This is a genomic window from Alteromonas sp. V450 (assembly GCF_001885075.1).
Lineage (GTDB): Bacteria > Pseudomonadota > Gammaproteobacteria > Enterobacterales > Alteromonadaceae > Alteromonas.
Genome location: NZ_MODU01000004.1, coordinates 3,465,327 through 3,480,905, shown reverse-complemented (window position 1 = coordinate 3,480,905; position 15,579 = coordinate 3,465,327). Strand labels below are relative to the sequence as shown.

The window sequence follows — 15,579 nt, the reverse complement described above, 5'->3', positions numbered from 1 at the left end:
TATGCTCACTTTAGCCGACCAAACCTTTTCCTCTCGTCTGCTGACGGGCACAGGCAAATTCAGTAATGTTGCCACCATGCGCCAGGCAGTAGAGGCCTCACAAAGCGCGATCGTCACCTTGGCAATGAAGCGGGTAGCAGCAGAAAGCCAGCAAGACAGCACATTAAAAGCGCTTAAAGCACTTGGCGTTACCTTACTCCCTAACACCTCTGGTGCAAAAACCGCTGAAGAGGCCGTGTTCGCCGCTGAATTGGCTTATGAGGCCATAGGGAGTCACTGGATTAAATTAGAAATTCATCCCGATCAACGCTATTTATTACCCGACCCCATCGAAACATTAAAAGCCGCCAGCATGCTGGTAAAAAAAGGGTTTAAGGTTTTGCCCTATTGCGGCGCCGACCCCGTGTTGTGCAAACGCTTGGAAGATGTTGGCTGCGCTGCTGTTATGCCCTTAGGTGCCCCCATTGGCAGCAACCAAGGGCTGCAGACCAAACCGTTTTTAGAAATTATTGTAGAGCAAGCGCGCATTCCGGTTATTGTAGATGCAGGCATTGGTAAACCCAGTGAAGCAATGGCAGCCATGGAGCTTGGTGTAGACGCAGTATTAGTAAATACCGCCATTGCAACGGCGCGAAATCCTGTCGCCATGGCACAGGCGTTTGCCAGTGCGGTAGAAACGGGCCGTCAAGCCTTCGAAGCAGGGCTTGGCGCTACACATCGTACTGCTCACGCTTCAAGCCCGCTGACTGCATTTTTGGAGTCTACTACATGAAAGTAGCCAACGCGTTGTTGCAGCAAGATCTCTCCCATTTGTCGCTGTCAATCAACAGTAAAAACGCCCATGACGTAGAACATGCCCTAAAGAGTACAGTGCTAACGCTCGATGATTTTATGGCGCTAATTTCTCCTGCGGCCAAGCCCTACTTAGAAGATATGGCACAGCGCGCGTTTGCCCTTGCGCGCCACCGTTTTGGCAACACCATGCAGCTGTTTGTACCTTTGTATTTATCAAATTTATGCGCAAACGAATGTACTTACTGCGGCTTTACCATGAGCAACAAAATTAAGCGCACCACATTAAGCACACCGCAGGTTTTAAGTGAAATAGCCGCCATTAACGCAATGGGGTTTTCACAAGTGCTACTGGTAACCGGCGAACATGAAAGCAAAGTGGGTATGGCGTACTTTGAAAAAACCCTTGCCGCCATTCGCGATAAGGTCAGCTACCTCATGATGGAAGTACAGCCACTGAAACAAAACGAATATGCAAAGCTAAAAACCTTGGGCTTAGATGCTGTGCTGGTGTATCAGGAAACCTATTGTCCAAAGCATTATGCGAACTTCCACACACGTGGCAAGAAACAGGATTTTTTATGGCGTCTTGAAGCCTCTGATCGCCTCGGACAGGCGGGTATTGATAAAATAGGTATTGGTGCGCTACTCGGTTTGGGTGACTGGCGCGTTGACAGCGCGATGACGGCGCTGCACGGTAAACTGCTTCAACAGCATTACTGGAAAAGTCGGGTGTCTATTGCATTTCCTCGTCTTCGCAGTTGCGAGGGCAATACAACAGGGGGTAATGCATTAATGAATAACAAACTGCCCAATGAACGGGATTTACTTCAGCTTATTTGTGCGCATCGCATTTTTAACCCTTATGCAGAGCTGTCTTTGTCAACCCGCGAGTCTAGCGCTTTTCGCGACGGTGCAATGTCGCTTGGGGTAACGTCTATGAGCGCAGCATCGCAAACTCAGCCCGGCGGTTACAGTGAACCTACGCAAGCGCTCAATCAGTTTGATATTGACGATAATCGCCCCGTAGAGGCCGTGGTACGCGCAATACGAGCGCAAGGCTTAGAGCCCGTATGGAAAGATTGGATGATGTTTAAGAATGTGCCAAATATGGCCTGTGAATAACAGTAAAGACTAAATAGCGTTCGATTGCCTATGTGCAAGCGCGTTGTATTAACGCCCTAGTTTTTCTAATGCAAAATAAAAGAAAATTTGTTTTGCTTTCGCCATTTCACCCCCGTACAATCCGCGCAATTTTTAGCCAGACCACTCACTAACCGTCTGGCTTTTTTATCCGATTTATCCCATATTAAATTTATCTATAGCCGAGGAACCTGCGTTGGATACCGCTGAATTTATTCAAATTCGAAAATTTATCGTGAAGCTTGGAAAAATGCTGCACAAGTACGGTACACCTGCGTTTAGGTTAGAAGCCTATTTAGGTGAAGTGGCTACTTATTTAGGCGTACACGCCTCGTTTATTAGCACACCTACGTCACTGACATTCGTTATTTGGAGCGACCGCCACGAAGATGAATACAATCATGCAGCGCGGTTATTACCCGGTGATTTAGACATGAACGCGCTATCGCTCACCGACGAGCTAGCAAGTGAGTTGCTTAGTGGAAAGCTGTCTTTAACAGAGGCCGATAAACGTCTCAATGAAATAGATGCAATGGGCAGCCCGTACGGAAAGTTTACCACCGGCGTAGCGTTTGCCATGGCTACCGGCGCTTTCGCGATGCTGATGGGCGCAAGCTGGAGCGAAATTGGCTGGTCGGGGGCGTTAGGTATTGTGGCCTATATATGGACCTTATGGGCCCAGCAGTCTAAGCGTGTAAACTTGATGCTTGAGCCAGTAACGGCTTTTGTGGGTGGCATTCTCGCATGTGCAATTGGAAGCTACATCGACCCCGGTATAAATATACCGTTAGTGGTGTTGTCGTCAGTTATTGTGTTTGTGCCAGGTTTGGCCCTTACCATGGGTCTGGCAGAGCTTTCATCGCGCAATATGGTGTCGGGTACGGCGCGCACAATGGACGCCATTATGCAGTTATTCAAGCTATATTTTGGTGCGTTTCTCGGTGTCTCGGTTGGCTTTAGTGCTTTTGGCGAAAACGTGTATACTCCAGCGGAATCGTTGCCGTATTGGGCTACGTGGCTAGCGGTATTTTTACTGTGTATTGCCTTGGTTGCCATTTTTCGCACGCGCTTAAAACACATACCTTGGGCGCTAGCGGCGGCATTTATTGCCTACAGTGCAACGGCATGGAGTTCAGACTACATGAGCCCGGGCCTAGGCGCATTCGTGGGTGCATTTGCCTTAGGTATTTTTGCAAACGCGTTTACCCGCATTGCGAATCAACCCGCTACCATCGTTGCTATGCACGGTTTAATTGTATTGGTACCCGGCTCCAAAACGTATATTGGGCTTAACTCATTTATGACAGGCCAAGACTTCGTTAAAGCAGATCACTTAGGCCAAGAGGTGTTTCTTATTTTTATGTCGCTTCTGGCAGGGCTTATTTTCGCTAACGTGGTGGTCTGACTAGTCCTGAAATAGGTTGACACTTATTTCGGTTAAAACGCCCGATGTATTTCATCGGGCGTTTTGTATTTAAGGGCCTGATGTGGCCGCCTACCATTATAGATTGCTATTGACTCTGCAACCATCTTTCTCGCTTCTTCTAAATCTCGTGGCTTATGGAGTAAGTATTCATTTTTAAGAATACCGTTTATTCGCTCTGCAAGGGCGTTTTGATAGCAGTCGTAGCCATCTGTCATCGAGCACTGTACATCATGTTTTCTATGGAGTTTTTGATACTCTTCTGAACAATACTGTATACCTCTGTCTGAGTGATGCACGAGCTTTTCTTTTGTACTTTTTTGTTTAAGCGCTCGAGTAAATGCTTGCTTTACTGACTGCGTTCGCATGTTATCGTCAACCTGATAGCCCACAATCTTCCGCGAATAAGCATCTGTAATGAGACTTACATAACTCTCTCCACTTCGCGTCGGTAAGTACGTGATATCCGCTACCCAAAGCTGATTGGGCTTCTCTGCTTTGAAACCCGCTTTAATGAGATTAGGGTGACGACGGAACCGATGATGGCTGTTGGTTGTTTTGTGATACGCGCGCTTTGTCGGCACCAATAGCCGCTTTTCTCTCAGTAAATTAAAGAGATGGTCTCTCCCGATATCCATTTTTTCGAGCGCAAGCAGATACTGTAGTTTCCGAGTGCCGATGCGAGGTTGCATCATTCGCTCCTGACGGACGAACTGAATGACTTGACCTTCAAGCGCTTCGCGCTTGAGTGAGCGAGCGCAGTATTGGTAGTAAGCCTGACGAGAAATCTTCAGGTAACGACAGGCTTTGGCAACGGACACTCCGCCTATCACTTTTTCTTGGATGACTTTCTTTTGCGCTTTTTTACAACGCTTACTCCATAGTCACTTTCAAGGACATTTACAACGGCTTCAAAGAAATCAGCTTTCATTTTTGTATCAGCAAGCTCTTTCTCTAGCGCTTTAATTCGCTGTTCGGGGGTGAGTTCTGCTTTGGGTTTATCCACGACGTGGCCTCGCGTTAGAAACTTCGGTGTTCCATCCGTCCAATCTAAACGACCGTGCTTACGAAGCCAAACTAAAACAGTTGAGCAACCTTGTATTCCGTAGTGATCTTGAGCCTGCCTGTAGGTGAACTCGCCTTTTTCAACTTGGTCTACAACAGCCAATTTAAAAGCGAGGGAATAATCACGTTGAGTTCTTCTGCTATTTGATTTCATTACACTCTCCAAAATAAGTTTGAAAAGTGTCAACGCTATTTAGGATGGGTCAGTACCCACTAAAAAGGCGCTATAACAGCGCCTTATTTAAGCAATTTAATGAGGGCTCGGCCTAGGCGAGCATTCAGCGCCCCCGCCGCAATAGCCTCAGCAGAGTTCTCCATAAATTTTGCAGACAGGCTTCCACCAATTTGATTGGCTACTTCATCAGTAGCCAAATCGAATACGCCCTGAGCGGCAATATTCTGCGCCAATACCTTAAGTAACTTCCAGTTACCCGCAGTACTTGGCCTTAGGCCATATACCCGCGCCATACGGCGAATGGTTCGAAAGCTGATCCACACAACGGCAAACGTTTGAATAAGGTTATTTGGGCTGATAAATGCCAAACTACCCGCCGTAACCGACTCTTTACTTAACACGCTGTGTGCTTTCTGTTGCACGGGCTTAAGTACGGTATCTTCGTACAGCCCCAAACGCTCTTTTACATTCATATCGCTTTGTAACTGCTGCTGATATCGCGCAAAGCAATGCGCAGCGTACGACCCTTTAGAAAAGCGCTTGCCGTGTTGCAACACAATGCGGTTTGCTGTATCGAACGCCGTGTCGGCACCTTTTGTTGCCAATAGCTCTCGTAAAATAGCGGCGTCGTTCATGGCGGTATTAACTTGCTTGTACCCTCGCCACTCGCGAAAACTTAAAAAGCTTAAACAGCTTACGAAGCCAATTAGCAATGTGCCAAGCACACTTGTTCCTATAGGGTGTTCACTGATATTAGCCGATAGCGTGGTGTATGCTTCAAACACAAAAAAGCCAATAAGTGAAAATACCCCTAGCCCTAACGTTGTAGCACCTAACGACAGGCCGTCTTTATTCGCTTCTACATGCCAGGCATCCTCAGAAACATGAGCAGGCAACGGCGTCTCTGGCTGGGTTATATCTAACGCTTGCGTTTTAACTTTTGCCTTATACTTTGGTTTGGTGGGTTGCTGAGCCGAAGGTGCCGTTGCGCTAGGGCTTTGGTCCTGTCGAGTATCATTGTTCGAATCACTATCTTGAGACGTATTCTCAGATTGCTCAGGGATATATTCGGGCATACGAAACTCTTTTTCATCTGGCTCCGCAACATATTTGTAGGGCTTTTCACTCATATTATTCTCCCTTGCCCAATAAAAACTGGAGCAATCTGTCTATGCCTTTACCCGCTAAAATGCGCGCTTTGTAATCGGTAGGTACGCGCACCTGCGGCACCGGAAAGTGCGCCCCCTCTTCCATTTCTTTCAGCGCACTGGGTATGGGCTCGAATGTGGATTCAACGTAGCGACCGCTATTGTCTTTATAACGAATTGCATCGCTGTGTGCGCCATCGTCGGTAACCTGCATTGCCGACACCAAAAAATGTTCAAACTCAATTGGCTTATCGGTAAACCTTGCACGCGCACCTTCGGTAATTTGCATCAGCAAACTGAGTAGGTTGTCTCGCTGACTAACCGGAATAAGATCAGATTTAGTTGCAACAAACGCAACTTTACCAATCTGCTCTTTTTTCAGGACTTTTCTTGAAAACCAGCTGCTTTGCCCGTAAACAAACGTATCCGCTAAATGACTTAACGTTTCTTTTAGCTGATACAAATGCTGGCGACTATGATTTAGCCCCTCGAATAAATCTACCAAAATAATCTGCTTATCGGTTTCTTTGAAGATAGACTGCTTAAGCGGCGTTAACCATCTGCTTTGAAACGTGCCATAGTGCTTATTAAATGCTCTAAACCAAGGGTGTGAAACATCGCTTGTTATGCTTGATGGAAGCGGAGTAAAACCGTATTCGTGCCAATTAAAATCGCTTGAATCAAGCAAAAAGCTGCCCGGCTGAAGCAACGAAATTCCGTTGGCTTTCGCTTCAACAAGATAGCTTCTGTAAGCACTTACCAACTGCTCAATTAGCGAAGGCGTAGGGGTTTGTTCAAAATCAAAACCATTGACAAACGCCTTCCAGCTAGCAGCAAAATATTGCTGTGGGCCGCTACTTAACTGCGCCCACGCCGAATCGGACCAATGCGCGTATGTTTTTCCCAGCATAGGGATATCGGTTATCCATTCACCCGGATAATCGATAAATTCAAACACAACATCGGTATGAGGTAGCACATGACGTTTAAGCGACGACGTTTGCTTTAAGCGCACAACAAGCTTAAAGCCATAGGCCTCTTCTGTGGCATCAGGCCAGCAACCTGCCTCTAGTGCTGCAAGGTTGTCGATATGGGGAAACACCTTATAGCCCTCAAGTGGCAGAACCTGCATGTCGAGCACTTGTGACGGCGGTAAATATCGCAGCAGCGGTAAACATGCGTAGCCCTCTTCACTACGGCTTTTCAGCATAGTAATTAAACTGGTGAACAACATCGACTTGCCGCTTCTACTTAACCCGGTAATAGTAAAGCGATGGGTTTCTTTGCTAAATACGTCGGCTAACTTGTCGCCAGTTAGCGACGCCATAGCAAGGGTTTTATCAAAAAGCGAAGCGATGTTTTTTTGCATATCGCGGCTGCAGCTCCTGTTTATTGTTTGACGTTTTGCGCATTATGGCTGTGTTGATAGGTCACGCTAGACGCTGTTTAACACACACGCCATAACGACAATGCCGCTTAAACCACACATTCTTTACATTAATATGTGGATGTTAAGACCGCAAATACAAGCGTAAATGCAAAACACTCGCCAAAAAACCGCCCTCCGGCGAAGATTTTTTAGTGCTCTTTTGTTAAGCCAAATAGCTTTTTCTTTATACGGTTTTTGCTGGAATGCCAGTGATTCTTAGGCTTTCGGGGGGCGTTTTCGACAACATGCGCAAAATCAATATCGTCTTTTTTTGTTGGCGGTACGTGCGCACAAAAGAATGTATCAATTTGTGAATTTGCCAGCATGTTTAGCGTTTGCCGGTATTGGTTAGGGTGACAGAGTGGATAAGGCGGTACTAATTCACCTTTAACCTGCACCAACACATCGGCAATGTATGCCTGTTGCGTAGGCGTGTGCACCAAAGACAAATCATGATCGGTATGACCTGGCGTGTATAGTACCTGCCAGTCGGCGAAGCCCGGCAGGCGTTGTTTACCTTTCAATAAAATATCGGGGGCCAATACAGGGTTATACCATACCGGCTTTCTGGGCTTGCCTATACGCCCTGCCACATACCAAGTTAACAGAATATCAATACTGTGCGCTATGCGCCCCATAACACCGCGATACCACTGGCTTGCCTTAGGGTGAGATGCTACCTGTGCGCCACTTCTTTGCCGTAGCAGCATTGCCCCACCCGCATGGTCGGGATGCATATGTGTAACAGTGATCAGTTTTAAATGGCTAAGCGGACGCCCTAGTGTTTGCGTAATGTATCGGCACACTTCATCGACATCGGCACGGCTACAGCCGTCGAGAAGTAAAATACCCGAAGTATCTTCAACAAGGTAGATATGCTGTATATAGCCAGACAAAGTATGAATTTTCATGCCGTTGGTGTTACCTAAACTGAACGTTTTGATACGGTTATTGATAAGTATGGTACCAAAGACTATCTGGTATGACCAGATTCAGCGAACAAGTGTAACATTAAGTCCCTAAGCCATATTAGCCCTGGCTCGCCTTCATGCTGAGAGTGCCAGTATAGGTGTGTTTCTAACGCCGGCAAGCCATAAGGAAGCTTAGCGCTTATCAGATTATTATCGGCCACCGCGTCGGCAACGGAGCCGGGCAAAGTAAGCAGCGCGTTGCTGCATGCCACAACATCGGCAGCAGCGCGATAGTTTTGGCAACGCCAATGAGATGGGCGGCTTACGCCGAGCTGCTGAAGCGCAATCTCCTCAACGGACGCCCCCTTTACCCTGTTTGACACGGTTATGTGTTTAGCGGCCAGATACTTCTTTTTATCTAAACCTTGTGCCAACGGATTGTGTTTGCTCATTAACACGCAGTAGTTGTCACGGCGCAATAGTGAATGCGCTATTGGCGCAGCCACTGCTCTGCCTATATCAATAACAAGATGTAAATTGCGGCTGCTCAAATCGGCCAACATAGTATCACGGTGTAGGCGTGTACTGACAATTTCCACATTGGGCGCTTTATTTTGTAACGTTGATAATAGCGTGGGCAATACGCCAAGCTCTAGCGACTCTTGCATAGCAATGACAAAACGCTGATGACTGTACAATGGGTTAAACTCGTTAAACGCGCCTAAAGCTTTTCGTATATCAGCCAACGCCTGCAAAATTGAAGGCGCAAGGCGTTCGCACGCAGCTGTTGGCAGCATAGCTTGCTTTTCTTTTACAAATAAAGGGTCGTTAAGCACATCGCGAAACCGTCGCATGGCATGGCTTACCGCCGACGGCGTAATATTCAAACTCTCGGCCACTCGCGTCATGTTTCTGTGCAGCCAAAGCGCCTCAAACACTTTTAGCAAGTTCAAGTCGAGTTTTTCAAATTGACGGTGTTCTAACATGCCCATTGCCTTGTTATTAAATACCTACTTATAGATACCTACTAATCGTGCGTTAACCAACCATAAGGTATGAATTTAATTCACACACATCAAGGATTATATTTCATTTCATTCATTTAAAAATGCTGTCTATTATAGAGTTATCGAATTAAAACCGTGCGACTGAAGTATGTTGCTGTGCGTTTGTAGGTAGCTACATGCGCCACCATTACTCAGAGCCTAACAGAATAAAAGGTACCCTATGGATTTCTCACATAACGATAAAACAAAAGCGCTGCTTGAAAAACTAGATAACTTCATTGCCGAGCACATCGCCCCTATCGAAAATGAAGTTTATGATTTTCACCATAAAGAGAATAACCACGGTGACTGGAAAAACTGGAAACTACATCCAGGCACTGAAGCACTTAAAGCAAAAGCACGTGAGGCAGGTTTGGCCAACTTATTCTTACCCGATGCTGAGCTAGGCCAAGGTCTTACTACGCTTGAATATGCCCCAATGGCAGAACGCATGGGCAAATACTTGTTCGCCCCTGAAATTTTCAATTGTAATGCGCCTGACACCGGTAACATGGAAGTGCTTTATCATTTCGGCAGCGACGCACAAAAAGAGAAATGGCTAAAGCCTTTATTGGCAGGTGAAATACGTTCGGTATTTGGCATGACCGAGCCAGACGTTGCGTCATCTGACGCCACCAATATGGCTGCTACCATCATTGAAGACGGTGACGATGTAGTTATTAACGGCAAGAAGTGGTGGTCTACCGGCTTAGGCCACCCCAATGCTGCATTTACAATATTCATGGGTTTATCAAACCCAGAAAATGACAAACACAGCCGCCACAGTATGGTGATAGTACCGCTAGACACACCAGGAATTACCATTAAACGTATGCTAGATGCATACGGCGACTACGATGCACCATATGGCCATGGTGAAATGCACTTTGATAACGTAAGGGTAAGTAAAGACCACCTTGTTATGGGGTTAGGTAAAGGTTTCGCTATTGCGCAAGGCCGCTTAGGCCCAGGTCGTATTCACCACTGTATGCGCGCTATCGGTATGGCCGAAAAAGCCCTTGAACTTGCGTTAAAACGCGGTCATGAGCGGGTGGCATTTGGCAAACCTATTATTCGCTTAGGTGGCAATTTAGAACGCGTAGCCGACGCCCGCATGGCCATCGAACAAGCGCGCTTACTTACCTTGCACGCCGCATGGAAAATAGACAACCTGGGTGTAAAGCATGCCATGACCGAAATATCAGCGATAAAAGTAGTGGTACCAAACATGTTACAAAGCGTAGTGGATATGGCCCTGCAAATTCATGGTGGTGCGGGCATGTGTAGCGACTTCCCGCTAGCGCGTTTTGCCGCGGGCGCGCGTGCCCTTCGGCTTGCAGACGGCCCAGACGAGGTACACAAGGGTATGGTGTCTAGATTAGAACTTAAAAAATACCAATAAGGTTTCGGTAAAGGCATTTAACAACAAGGCAAGCTTGATAGAAACCTACTTATAGGACGCCTAATTTAGGGCCAGAAACAAAAATGCCGTTTCAATGAAACGGCATTTTTTATTGCTTTAAAGCTTAGTAAGTATAACGCGCTTGCACGTACCACATACCGCCGTTAAAGCCGAACGGACTTGCTTCAGAGTAAAGCTGACCTAAACTGCCCGCACTTGGGTTTTCTTCCGGGTACTCGTCGAACAGGTTGTTCACACCAATAACCAGATCTAGGTTTTCGCTGTACGAATATTTCGCTTCAACATCAATAAGCACAGCGGCATCAATGCCATTCACGCCATTGCCGGTATCGTCCCAACCACCGTAGTAGTTTGCACGAACAAGCGTACGCAATGCGCCTTGGGTGTGTGTCCATGAAATATTACCGCGCAAGTTAGGCAGCAAGTCTTCAATAGCAGCAACGCGACCATCACCAATAGGGTTTAGCGTACCTACATCGTCTACTTCAGTTTCGTTGTAGTTTGCCGCTAGCGTTATGCGTGAATTACCTTCCCACAAATCGAAGCTGTAGTTACCTACAATATCAATACCGCGTGTAGTGGTGTCGAAGCTGTTCGAGAAGAAGCGGAACTGCGACAGGTCGTCTAAGCCAATAAAGTTTTGACGGTCGATAATACCTGATGCGTCAAGTTCGGTAAGCGCCTCAGACACAGTGGCGTAGTTTGTGCCGCCACCCGCAAAGTTAAGTGCATCTAGGAAGTTTACATTGGCACCTAGCGCTACGCGATCTTCCATTTCGATATTGTAAAAATCGATAGTCCAGCTCATGTCTGCAATATCAATTGAAGCACCAAACGAGAAGTTAACCGCTTCCTCAGGACCTAGGTCGGGGCGACCGTTACCTTGGCTTTCAATAAAGTCGGCCGCTAGTTGACCCGCAGCTGACGACAGCGGCAGCGTACCTTGGTCAATCAATACACCGTTTACGTTTTGCGTGGTTACGTTAGTGATACTAGCCTGACCCGCCGTAGGCGCGTGGAAACCCGTTGAATAGGCACCGCGTAAGCGGAAATCGTCAGTAACGTGGAATATACCGGCAATTTTAAAGTCGGTAGTGTCGCCAAATTCACTGAAGTCTTCACGACGTACCGCAGCTTGCAGGGTTAGTTGCTCTGTAACGTCTGCCTCTAGGTCGATATAAAACGCGGTACTGTCTTGCGACGCGCTAGTGTCGCGCGGGAAGCCGCCAAACCCGTTCGAACTTGACGAGAAGCCTTGGCTAGCCAACGGACCTAACGCGTAAGACGCTTCATCACCAGCAAACAAGTCGAATTCTTCTTTGCGGTACTCAGCGCCAAATGCAACGTTCAAGTCAGACGCTAGGCCAACATCAACACCATATACAAAATTAAGATTAACCAGTGTTTCGGTTTGCTCTTGGCCGCCAGGCACAAAGTCACGTGGCGTATCTGGGCCTAATGACGCGTTAATGGTGTTTTTAATAAAGAAGTCAGTACGGTTTGAGCCACGCTGTGCACTGAAGTCGTAACCTAAGCCGTTACCCACATCTAAGTCGCCGCGCACACCTACAGTAAACGCCATGTCTTCGTTATCACCACCGAAGCGAGGTACAAAGCCCGTTGGGATAGTTTCAATAAATGAGAAACAGTTATCGTCGGCCTGTACTTGCGCCAAAAACGTTGGATCTGGGAATACGTTACCTTCACCGCCAATTGGAATACCGTCAATACAGCTACCACCTACGCCCACACCGTCTAGGTCACCAACAAGTACTGAGTGCACACCGTCTGGGTCGGCTAAACCTGTAAGAGGATCAACAAGTGGGCCACGGTATACACCGCCGCGCTGGCTACCTTCCGTTACCGGGTTACGGTAGAAGAAACCACCTGTTACGGTACGCTTACCGTAGTTACCAAATAGGTAAAGCTCTGCTTTGTCGTTTAGCTCGTAAGCCGAGTTAATGAAAACCTTATAATCGTCTTCTACGTCTGGCTGGCCCCAATACTGCGGCACTTCGTTGGTATACGTGTTAATAGTTGAGAAATCTGACTGGGTTAAATACCCTGCGTCTACCATACCTTGAACGTCATTACGTACAACAGAGCGCACGGTACCTTCAACGTCACGAATTTCACCGGTAATATTCACAAAACCGTCTGCACCAAGTGAGAAACCAGCGTTTGCTGAAATGGTGTAGTTGTCGCCGTCACCTTCATAGGTAGAACCGTAGTTTGCACGGAACTCAAACCCTTCGTCGTTATCGCGAAGTAAGAAGTTAAGCACACCAGCGATGGCGTCTGATCCGTATTGCGATGACGCACCGTCGCGCAGTACTTCAACTTGCTTTAGCGCAAGTGAAGGTATGGCTGATATATCTACACCCTGTGCACCGTCTGAAATACCCCCGCCTAAGAAGGAAATAATCGAGCCGCGATGGCGACGCTTGCCGTTTACCAATACCAACACGTTGTCTGGCGACAGACCGCGCATGTTTGCTGGGCGCACAATAGTAGCCGCATCACTAATGGGCTGCGTATTTACATCAAACGACGGTACATTTGTACGCAGCATGTCTTGTACATCAGACGACGAGTTTTGGCGGAATTCTTCACCCGTGATCACGTCAACAGGTACAGGGGAGTCGGCCGCAGAACGATTGCTCATCCGCGTACCAGTTACAATTATGTTCTCAAAATCTTCCGCTTTTTCTTCTGCTTCCTGCGCAAATGTGGGCGCTGTCATAGCGGCAAAAAGCGGAAGCGAACTAGCAATTATTGCAGAGGTTATTCGATTAAGTTTTTTACCTTTAGGGAAATTACTATTATCCAAGGTGTTTCTCCTGTGAGACTTGTTGTGTCTAAAATGTTTTATGATTTTTATTATTGGCGTGATGTCGGTATAAGCTGTGCGTATCGAAAAGAGGGTGATAGCAACGTTGCAAAATACGACATATGGAAATATCTCTTTCAAAAAGATAGTACAAACGAAAGGAATATCACCACTTAAGTAATAAAAATATTATTCTTTAGGATAAAACTCAACATTAAACGAAGTGCATATAAAAAGAAGTGCGTGCACAGGGGCAGCGTTGAAGCATGGGTAACGCCAAAACATTAATCAATTAAGAAAGGTTAAGAAAAAGTAAAGAAATGGGCGAGCGCCCATTTCGGCCTTCGGTAGATAGCTTATTGCGCGTACACTATTTGCCCGTTAACAACCGTCATTACTACGCTTGACGATAAAATATCCTTGGGCGGCGCTGTCATGAAGTTGGTATCGAACACCGAAAAGTCAGCATATTTACCTACTTCAATAGAGCCCAAATGCGCCTCTTGAAACGACGCATAAGCAGGCCATAAGGTGAACATTTTAAGCGCGTCGGCCCTTGGTAACGCAAACTCTAAATGCCAACCTTCACCTGACGTGCCATTTAGCCTATTTCGCGTGATAGCAGCGTAGAACTCAATGCGAGGGTCGCCTATCTCAACAGGCGCATCTGAGCCCCCTATTACTTTTACGCCTTTTTCCACCAGCGGTTTCCAAGGATATGCATATTCTAAACGGCTTGGGCCCAAGCGACTTGGCGCAAAATTTAAATCACCAATGGCATGACTAGGCTGCATTGACGCAATAATGTTCAACGCCGCCAACCGCGCTTGCTGATCTGGCGGGATAATTTGTGCATGCTCTAGGCGCCAGCGTAAATCAGTACTGTGCCACTGTTGTTCTGGCAGGTCTGCCCACGCTTCTTCATACCAGTTAAGGGTTGAATAAAGCGCGCGGTCACCAATAACGTGTGTCATCACTTGAAAGCCTTGTTTTAAGGCTTGCGCTAACACGGGCATTAACTCTTCTTTGGTGGTGCGATCCATAAACCCACTGTGATCGGCATCACTGTATGGCGCAAGTAACGCCGCTCCACGCGAGCCTAATGTACCGTCGATAAACACCTTTATTCCGTTTAAGTAAAACAGCTCGTTAGCAAGCTTCTGCGCACCGTTTTTAAACAAAGCATTTGCTTCGTTTATTGGCACTGCTATATATACGCGATGTAGCATTTCATCACTGTTTGCTAACGCTTTAAGCTGCTGTACTTCTCGCCATTTCATGCCCGCATCATGTGTGGCTGTCCATCCTTGCGACACATTCACCTGCATACCGCGCTGCAAGTTTTCTTTTATATATTGGTCGGACTCTGGCGGTAAAATATTGCGAAAAAAATCCATTGCGGTGGCAAGTACATAACCGGTAGGCGTACCGTCTTCGTAACGCTCAAATTTTCCACCTTCAGGGTCGGGAGTATCTTTCGTAACACCAGCAAGCGCCAGCGCTTTTGAATTTACCACGGCGGAAACGCCGTCGGCACGGGGCATAAATAACGGCTTAGTTTGTGTAAAGGTATCCAAATCGGCAGCGGTTAAAAACCGTTGTTCATCTTGCCACTCGCGTTCTATCCACCCTCTGCCTAACACCCATTGACCGTCAGGTACATTGGCCGCAAACGCTTTTATGGCGGCAACGGTGTCTTTTAACGACGAAATGCCAAACAAGCTTAATGTTCGGGTACGTTTTCCAATACCTTCTAAATGCTGATGACTATCTGTAAAGCCGGGAAAAAGCGTACTGCCTTTCAAATCAATACGTGCTTTGGTGCCACAAAGCCAAGGCGCAGCCTGTTCAGCGCTACCAACGAACACTACTCGCCCGTTGTTCACGGCAACAGCTTCGGCCTGCCACTGAGCATCGTTTGCAGTATAAATAACACCGTTATAAAACACTGAATCTGACGGGTAACAAGCGTCGGCGTTTTTATTTGTAGCCGGTTTACGTGTTGTGGAATGTGGTTCAGCCGCTACTGCGTGAAAGCTAACCATAAAAGAAAATAGCGCGAGCGCATAAAACGTGGCGTGAAACATAACGTGCACTTCCCTGTTGGTGTAAGTAGAAATACGTGCACGTAACCCACCATGCCCGCAATGCAAAACGTTATTCAGTAGTAACATTGCAAACACAGTGGGTCAAT

Annotated in this window: 11 protein-coding genes; 4 read left to right on the top strand and 7 right to left on the bottom strand. The window is 47.0% G+C overall.

The window, feature by feature from the left end:
- Window position 1 precedes the first annotated feature (1 nt).
- From BK026_RS15325 to BK026_RS15315, 3 genes are all read left to right on the top strand, one after another.
- The gene (locus tag BK026_RS15325) at window positions 2–772 is read left to right on the top strand and encodes a thiazole synthase (RefSeq protein ID WP_071816625.1); all 771 of its coding nucleotides are present in this window, start codon (window positions 2–4) and stop codon (window positions 770–772) included.
- A complete protein-coding gene (gene thiH / locus BK026_RS15320; protein ID WP_071816624.1) occupies window positions 769–1,917 on the top strand; it encodes a 2-iminoacetate synthase ThiH in 1,149 nt (382 codons plus the stop codon). The genes BK026_RS15325 and thiH overlap by 4 nt, the downstream gene beginning before the upstream one ends.
- 214 nt (window positions 1,918–2,131) lie before the next feature.
- On the top strand, window positions 2,132–3,340 hold the full coding sequence (locus BK026_RS15315) for a threonine/serine exporter ThrE family protein (RefSeq protein WP_071816623.1): 1,209 nt from the start codon (window positions 2,132–2,134) through the stop codon (window positions 3,338–3,340).
- A 32-nt stretch (window positions 3,341–3,372) separates the two neighbouring features.
- Here BK026_RS15315 and BK026_RS15310 read toward each other — a convergent pair.
- From BK026_RS15310 to BK026_RS15285, 5 genes are all read right to left on the bottom strand, one after another.
- A protein-coding gene (locus BK026_RS15310) for an IS3 family transposase (RefSeq protein ID WP_143142110.1) occupies window positions 3,373–4,577 on the bottom strand; the annotation gives its coding sequence in 2 pieces (ribosomal slippage) (window positions 3,373–4,205 and window positions 4,205–4,577; 1,206 coding nt in all).
- A gap of 83 nt (window positions 4,578–4,660) precedes the next feature.
- The gene (locus tag BK026_RS15300) at window positions 4,661–5,728 is read right to left on the bottom strand and encodes a YcjF family protein (RefSeq protein WP_071816622.1); all 1,068 of its coding nucleotides are present in this window, start codon (window positions 5,726–5,728) and stop codon (window positions 4,661–4,663) included.
- 1 nt (window position 5,729) lies between these two features.
- Entirely contained in the window at window positions 5,730–7,115 is a 1,386-nt protein-coding gene (locus BK026_RS15295; protein ID WP_071816619.1) for a YcjX family protein, read from the bottom strand.
- Between the two features lie 209 nt (window positions 7,116–7,324).
- The gene (locus BK026_RS15290) at window positions 7,325–8,086 is read right to left on the bottom strand and encodes an MBL fold metallo-hydrolase (RefSeq protein WP_071816617.1); all 762 of its coding nucleotides are present in this window, start codon (window positions 8,084–8,086) and stop codon (window positions 7,325–7,327) included.
- 62 nt (window positions 8,087–8,148) lie between these two features.
- Entirely contained in the window at window positions 8,149–9,072 is a 924-nt protein-coding gene (locus BK026_RS15285; protein ID WP_071816616.1) for a LysR family transcriptional regulator, read from the bottom strand.
- A gap of 241 nt (window positions 9,073–9,313) precedes the next feature.
- Here BK026_RS15285 and BK026_RS15280 point away from each other — a divergent pair, with 241 nt between their 5' ends.
- The gene (locus tag BK026_RS15280; RefSeq protein ID WP_071816614.1) at window positions 9,314–10,534 is read left to right on the top strand and encodes an acyl-CoA dehydrogenase family protein; all 1,221 of its coding nucleotides are present in this window, start codon (window positions 9,314–9,316) and stop codon (window positions 10,532–10,534) included.
- A gap of 124 nt (window positions 10,535–10,658) precedes the next feature.
- On the opposite strand, the gene BK026_RS15275 is transcribed toward BK026_RS15280, so the two are convergent.
- The gene (locus BK026_RS15275; RefSeq protein WP_256253843.1) at window positions 10,659–13,385 is read right to left on the bottom strand and encodes a TonB-dependent siderophore receptor; all 2,727 of its coding nucleotides are present in this window, start codon (window positions 13,383–13,385) and stop codon (window positions 10,659–10,661) included.
- Window positions 13,386–13,741: 356 nt separating this feature from the next.
- Window positions 13,742–15,559, bottom strand: coding sequence for an amidohydrolase (locus BK026_RS15270; RefSeq protein ID WP_256253842.1), 1,818 nt, complete (start codon window positions 15,557–15,559; stop codon window positions 13,742–13,744).
- Window positions 15,560–15,579: the final 20 nt, after the last annotated feature.

Bases quoted from the DNA above. Each gene is read 5' to 3' on its own strand.
- thiH (WP_071816624.1), top strand. From the start codon at position 769: ATGAAAGTAGCCAACGCGTTGTTGCAGCAAGATCTCTCCCATTTGTCG.
- BK026_RS15325 (WP_071816625.1), top strand. From the start codon at position 2: ATGCTCACTTTAGCCGACCAAACCTTTTCCTCTCGTCTGCTGACGGGC.
- BK026_RS15280 (WP_071816614.1), top strand. From the start codon at position 9,314: ATGGATTTCTCACATAACGATAAAACAAAAGCGCTGCTTGAAAAACTA.
- BK026_RS15270 (WP_256253842.1), bottom strand. From the start codon at position 15,559: ATGTTACTACTGAATAACGTTTTGCATTGCGGGCATGGTGGGTTACGT.
- BK026_RS15300 (WP_071816622.1), bottom strand. From the start codon at position 5,728: ATGAGTGAAAAGCCCTACAAATATGTTGCGGAGCCAGATGAAAAAGAG.
- BK026_RS15290 (WP_071816617.1), bottom strand. From the start codon at position 8,086: ATGAAAATTCATACTTTGTCTGGCTATATACAGCATATCTACCTTGTT.
- BK026_RS15295 (WP_071816619.1), bottom strand. From the start codon at position 7,115: ATGCAAAAAAACATCGCTTCGCTTTTTGATAAAACCCTTGCTATGGCG.
- BK026_RS15285 (WP_071816616.1), bottom strand. From the start codon at position 9,072: ATGTTAGAACACCGTCAATTTGAAAAACTCGACTTGAACTTGCTAAAA.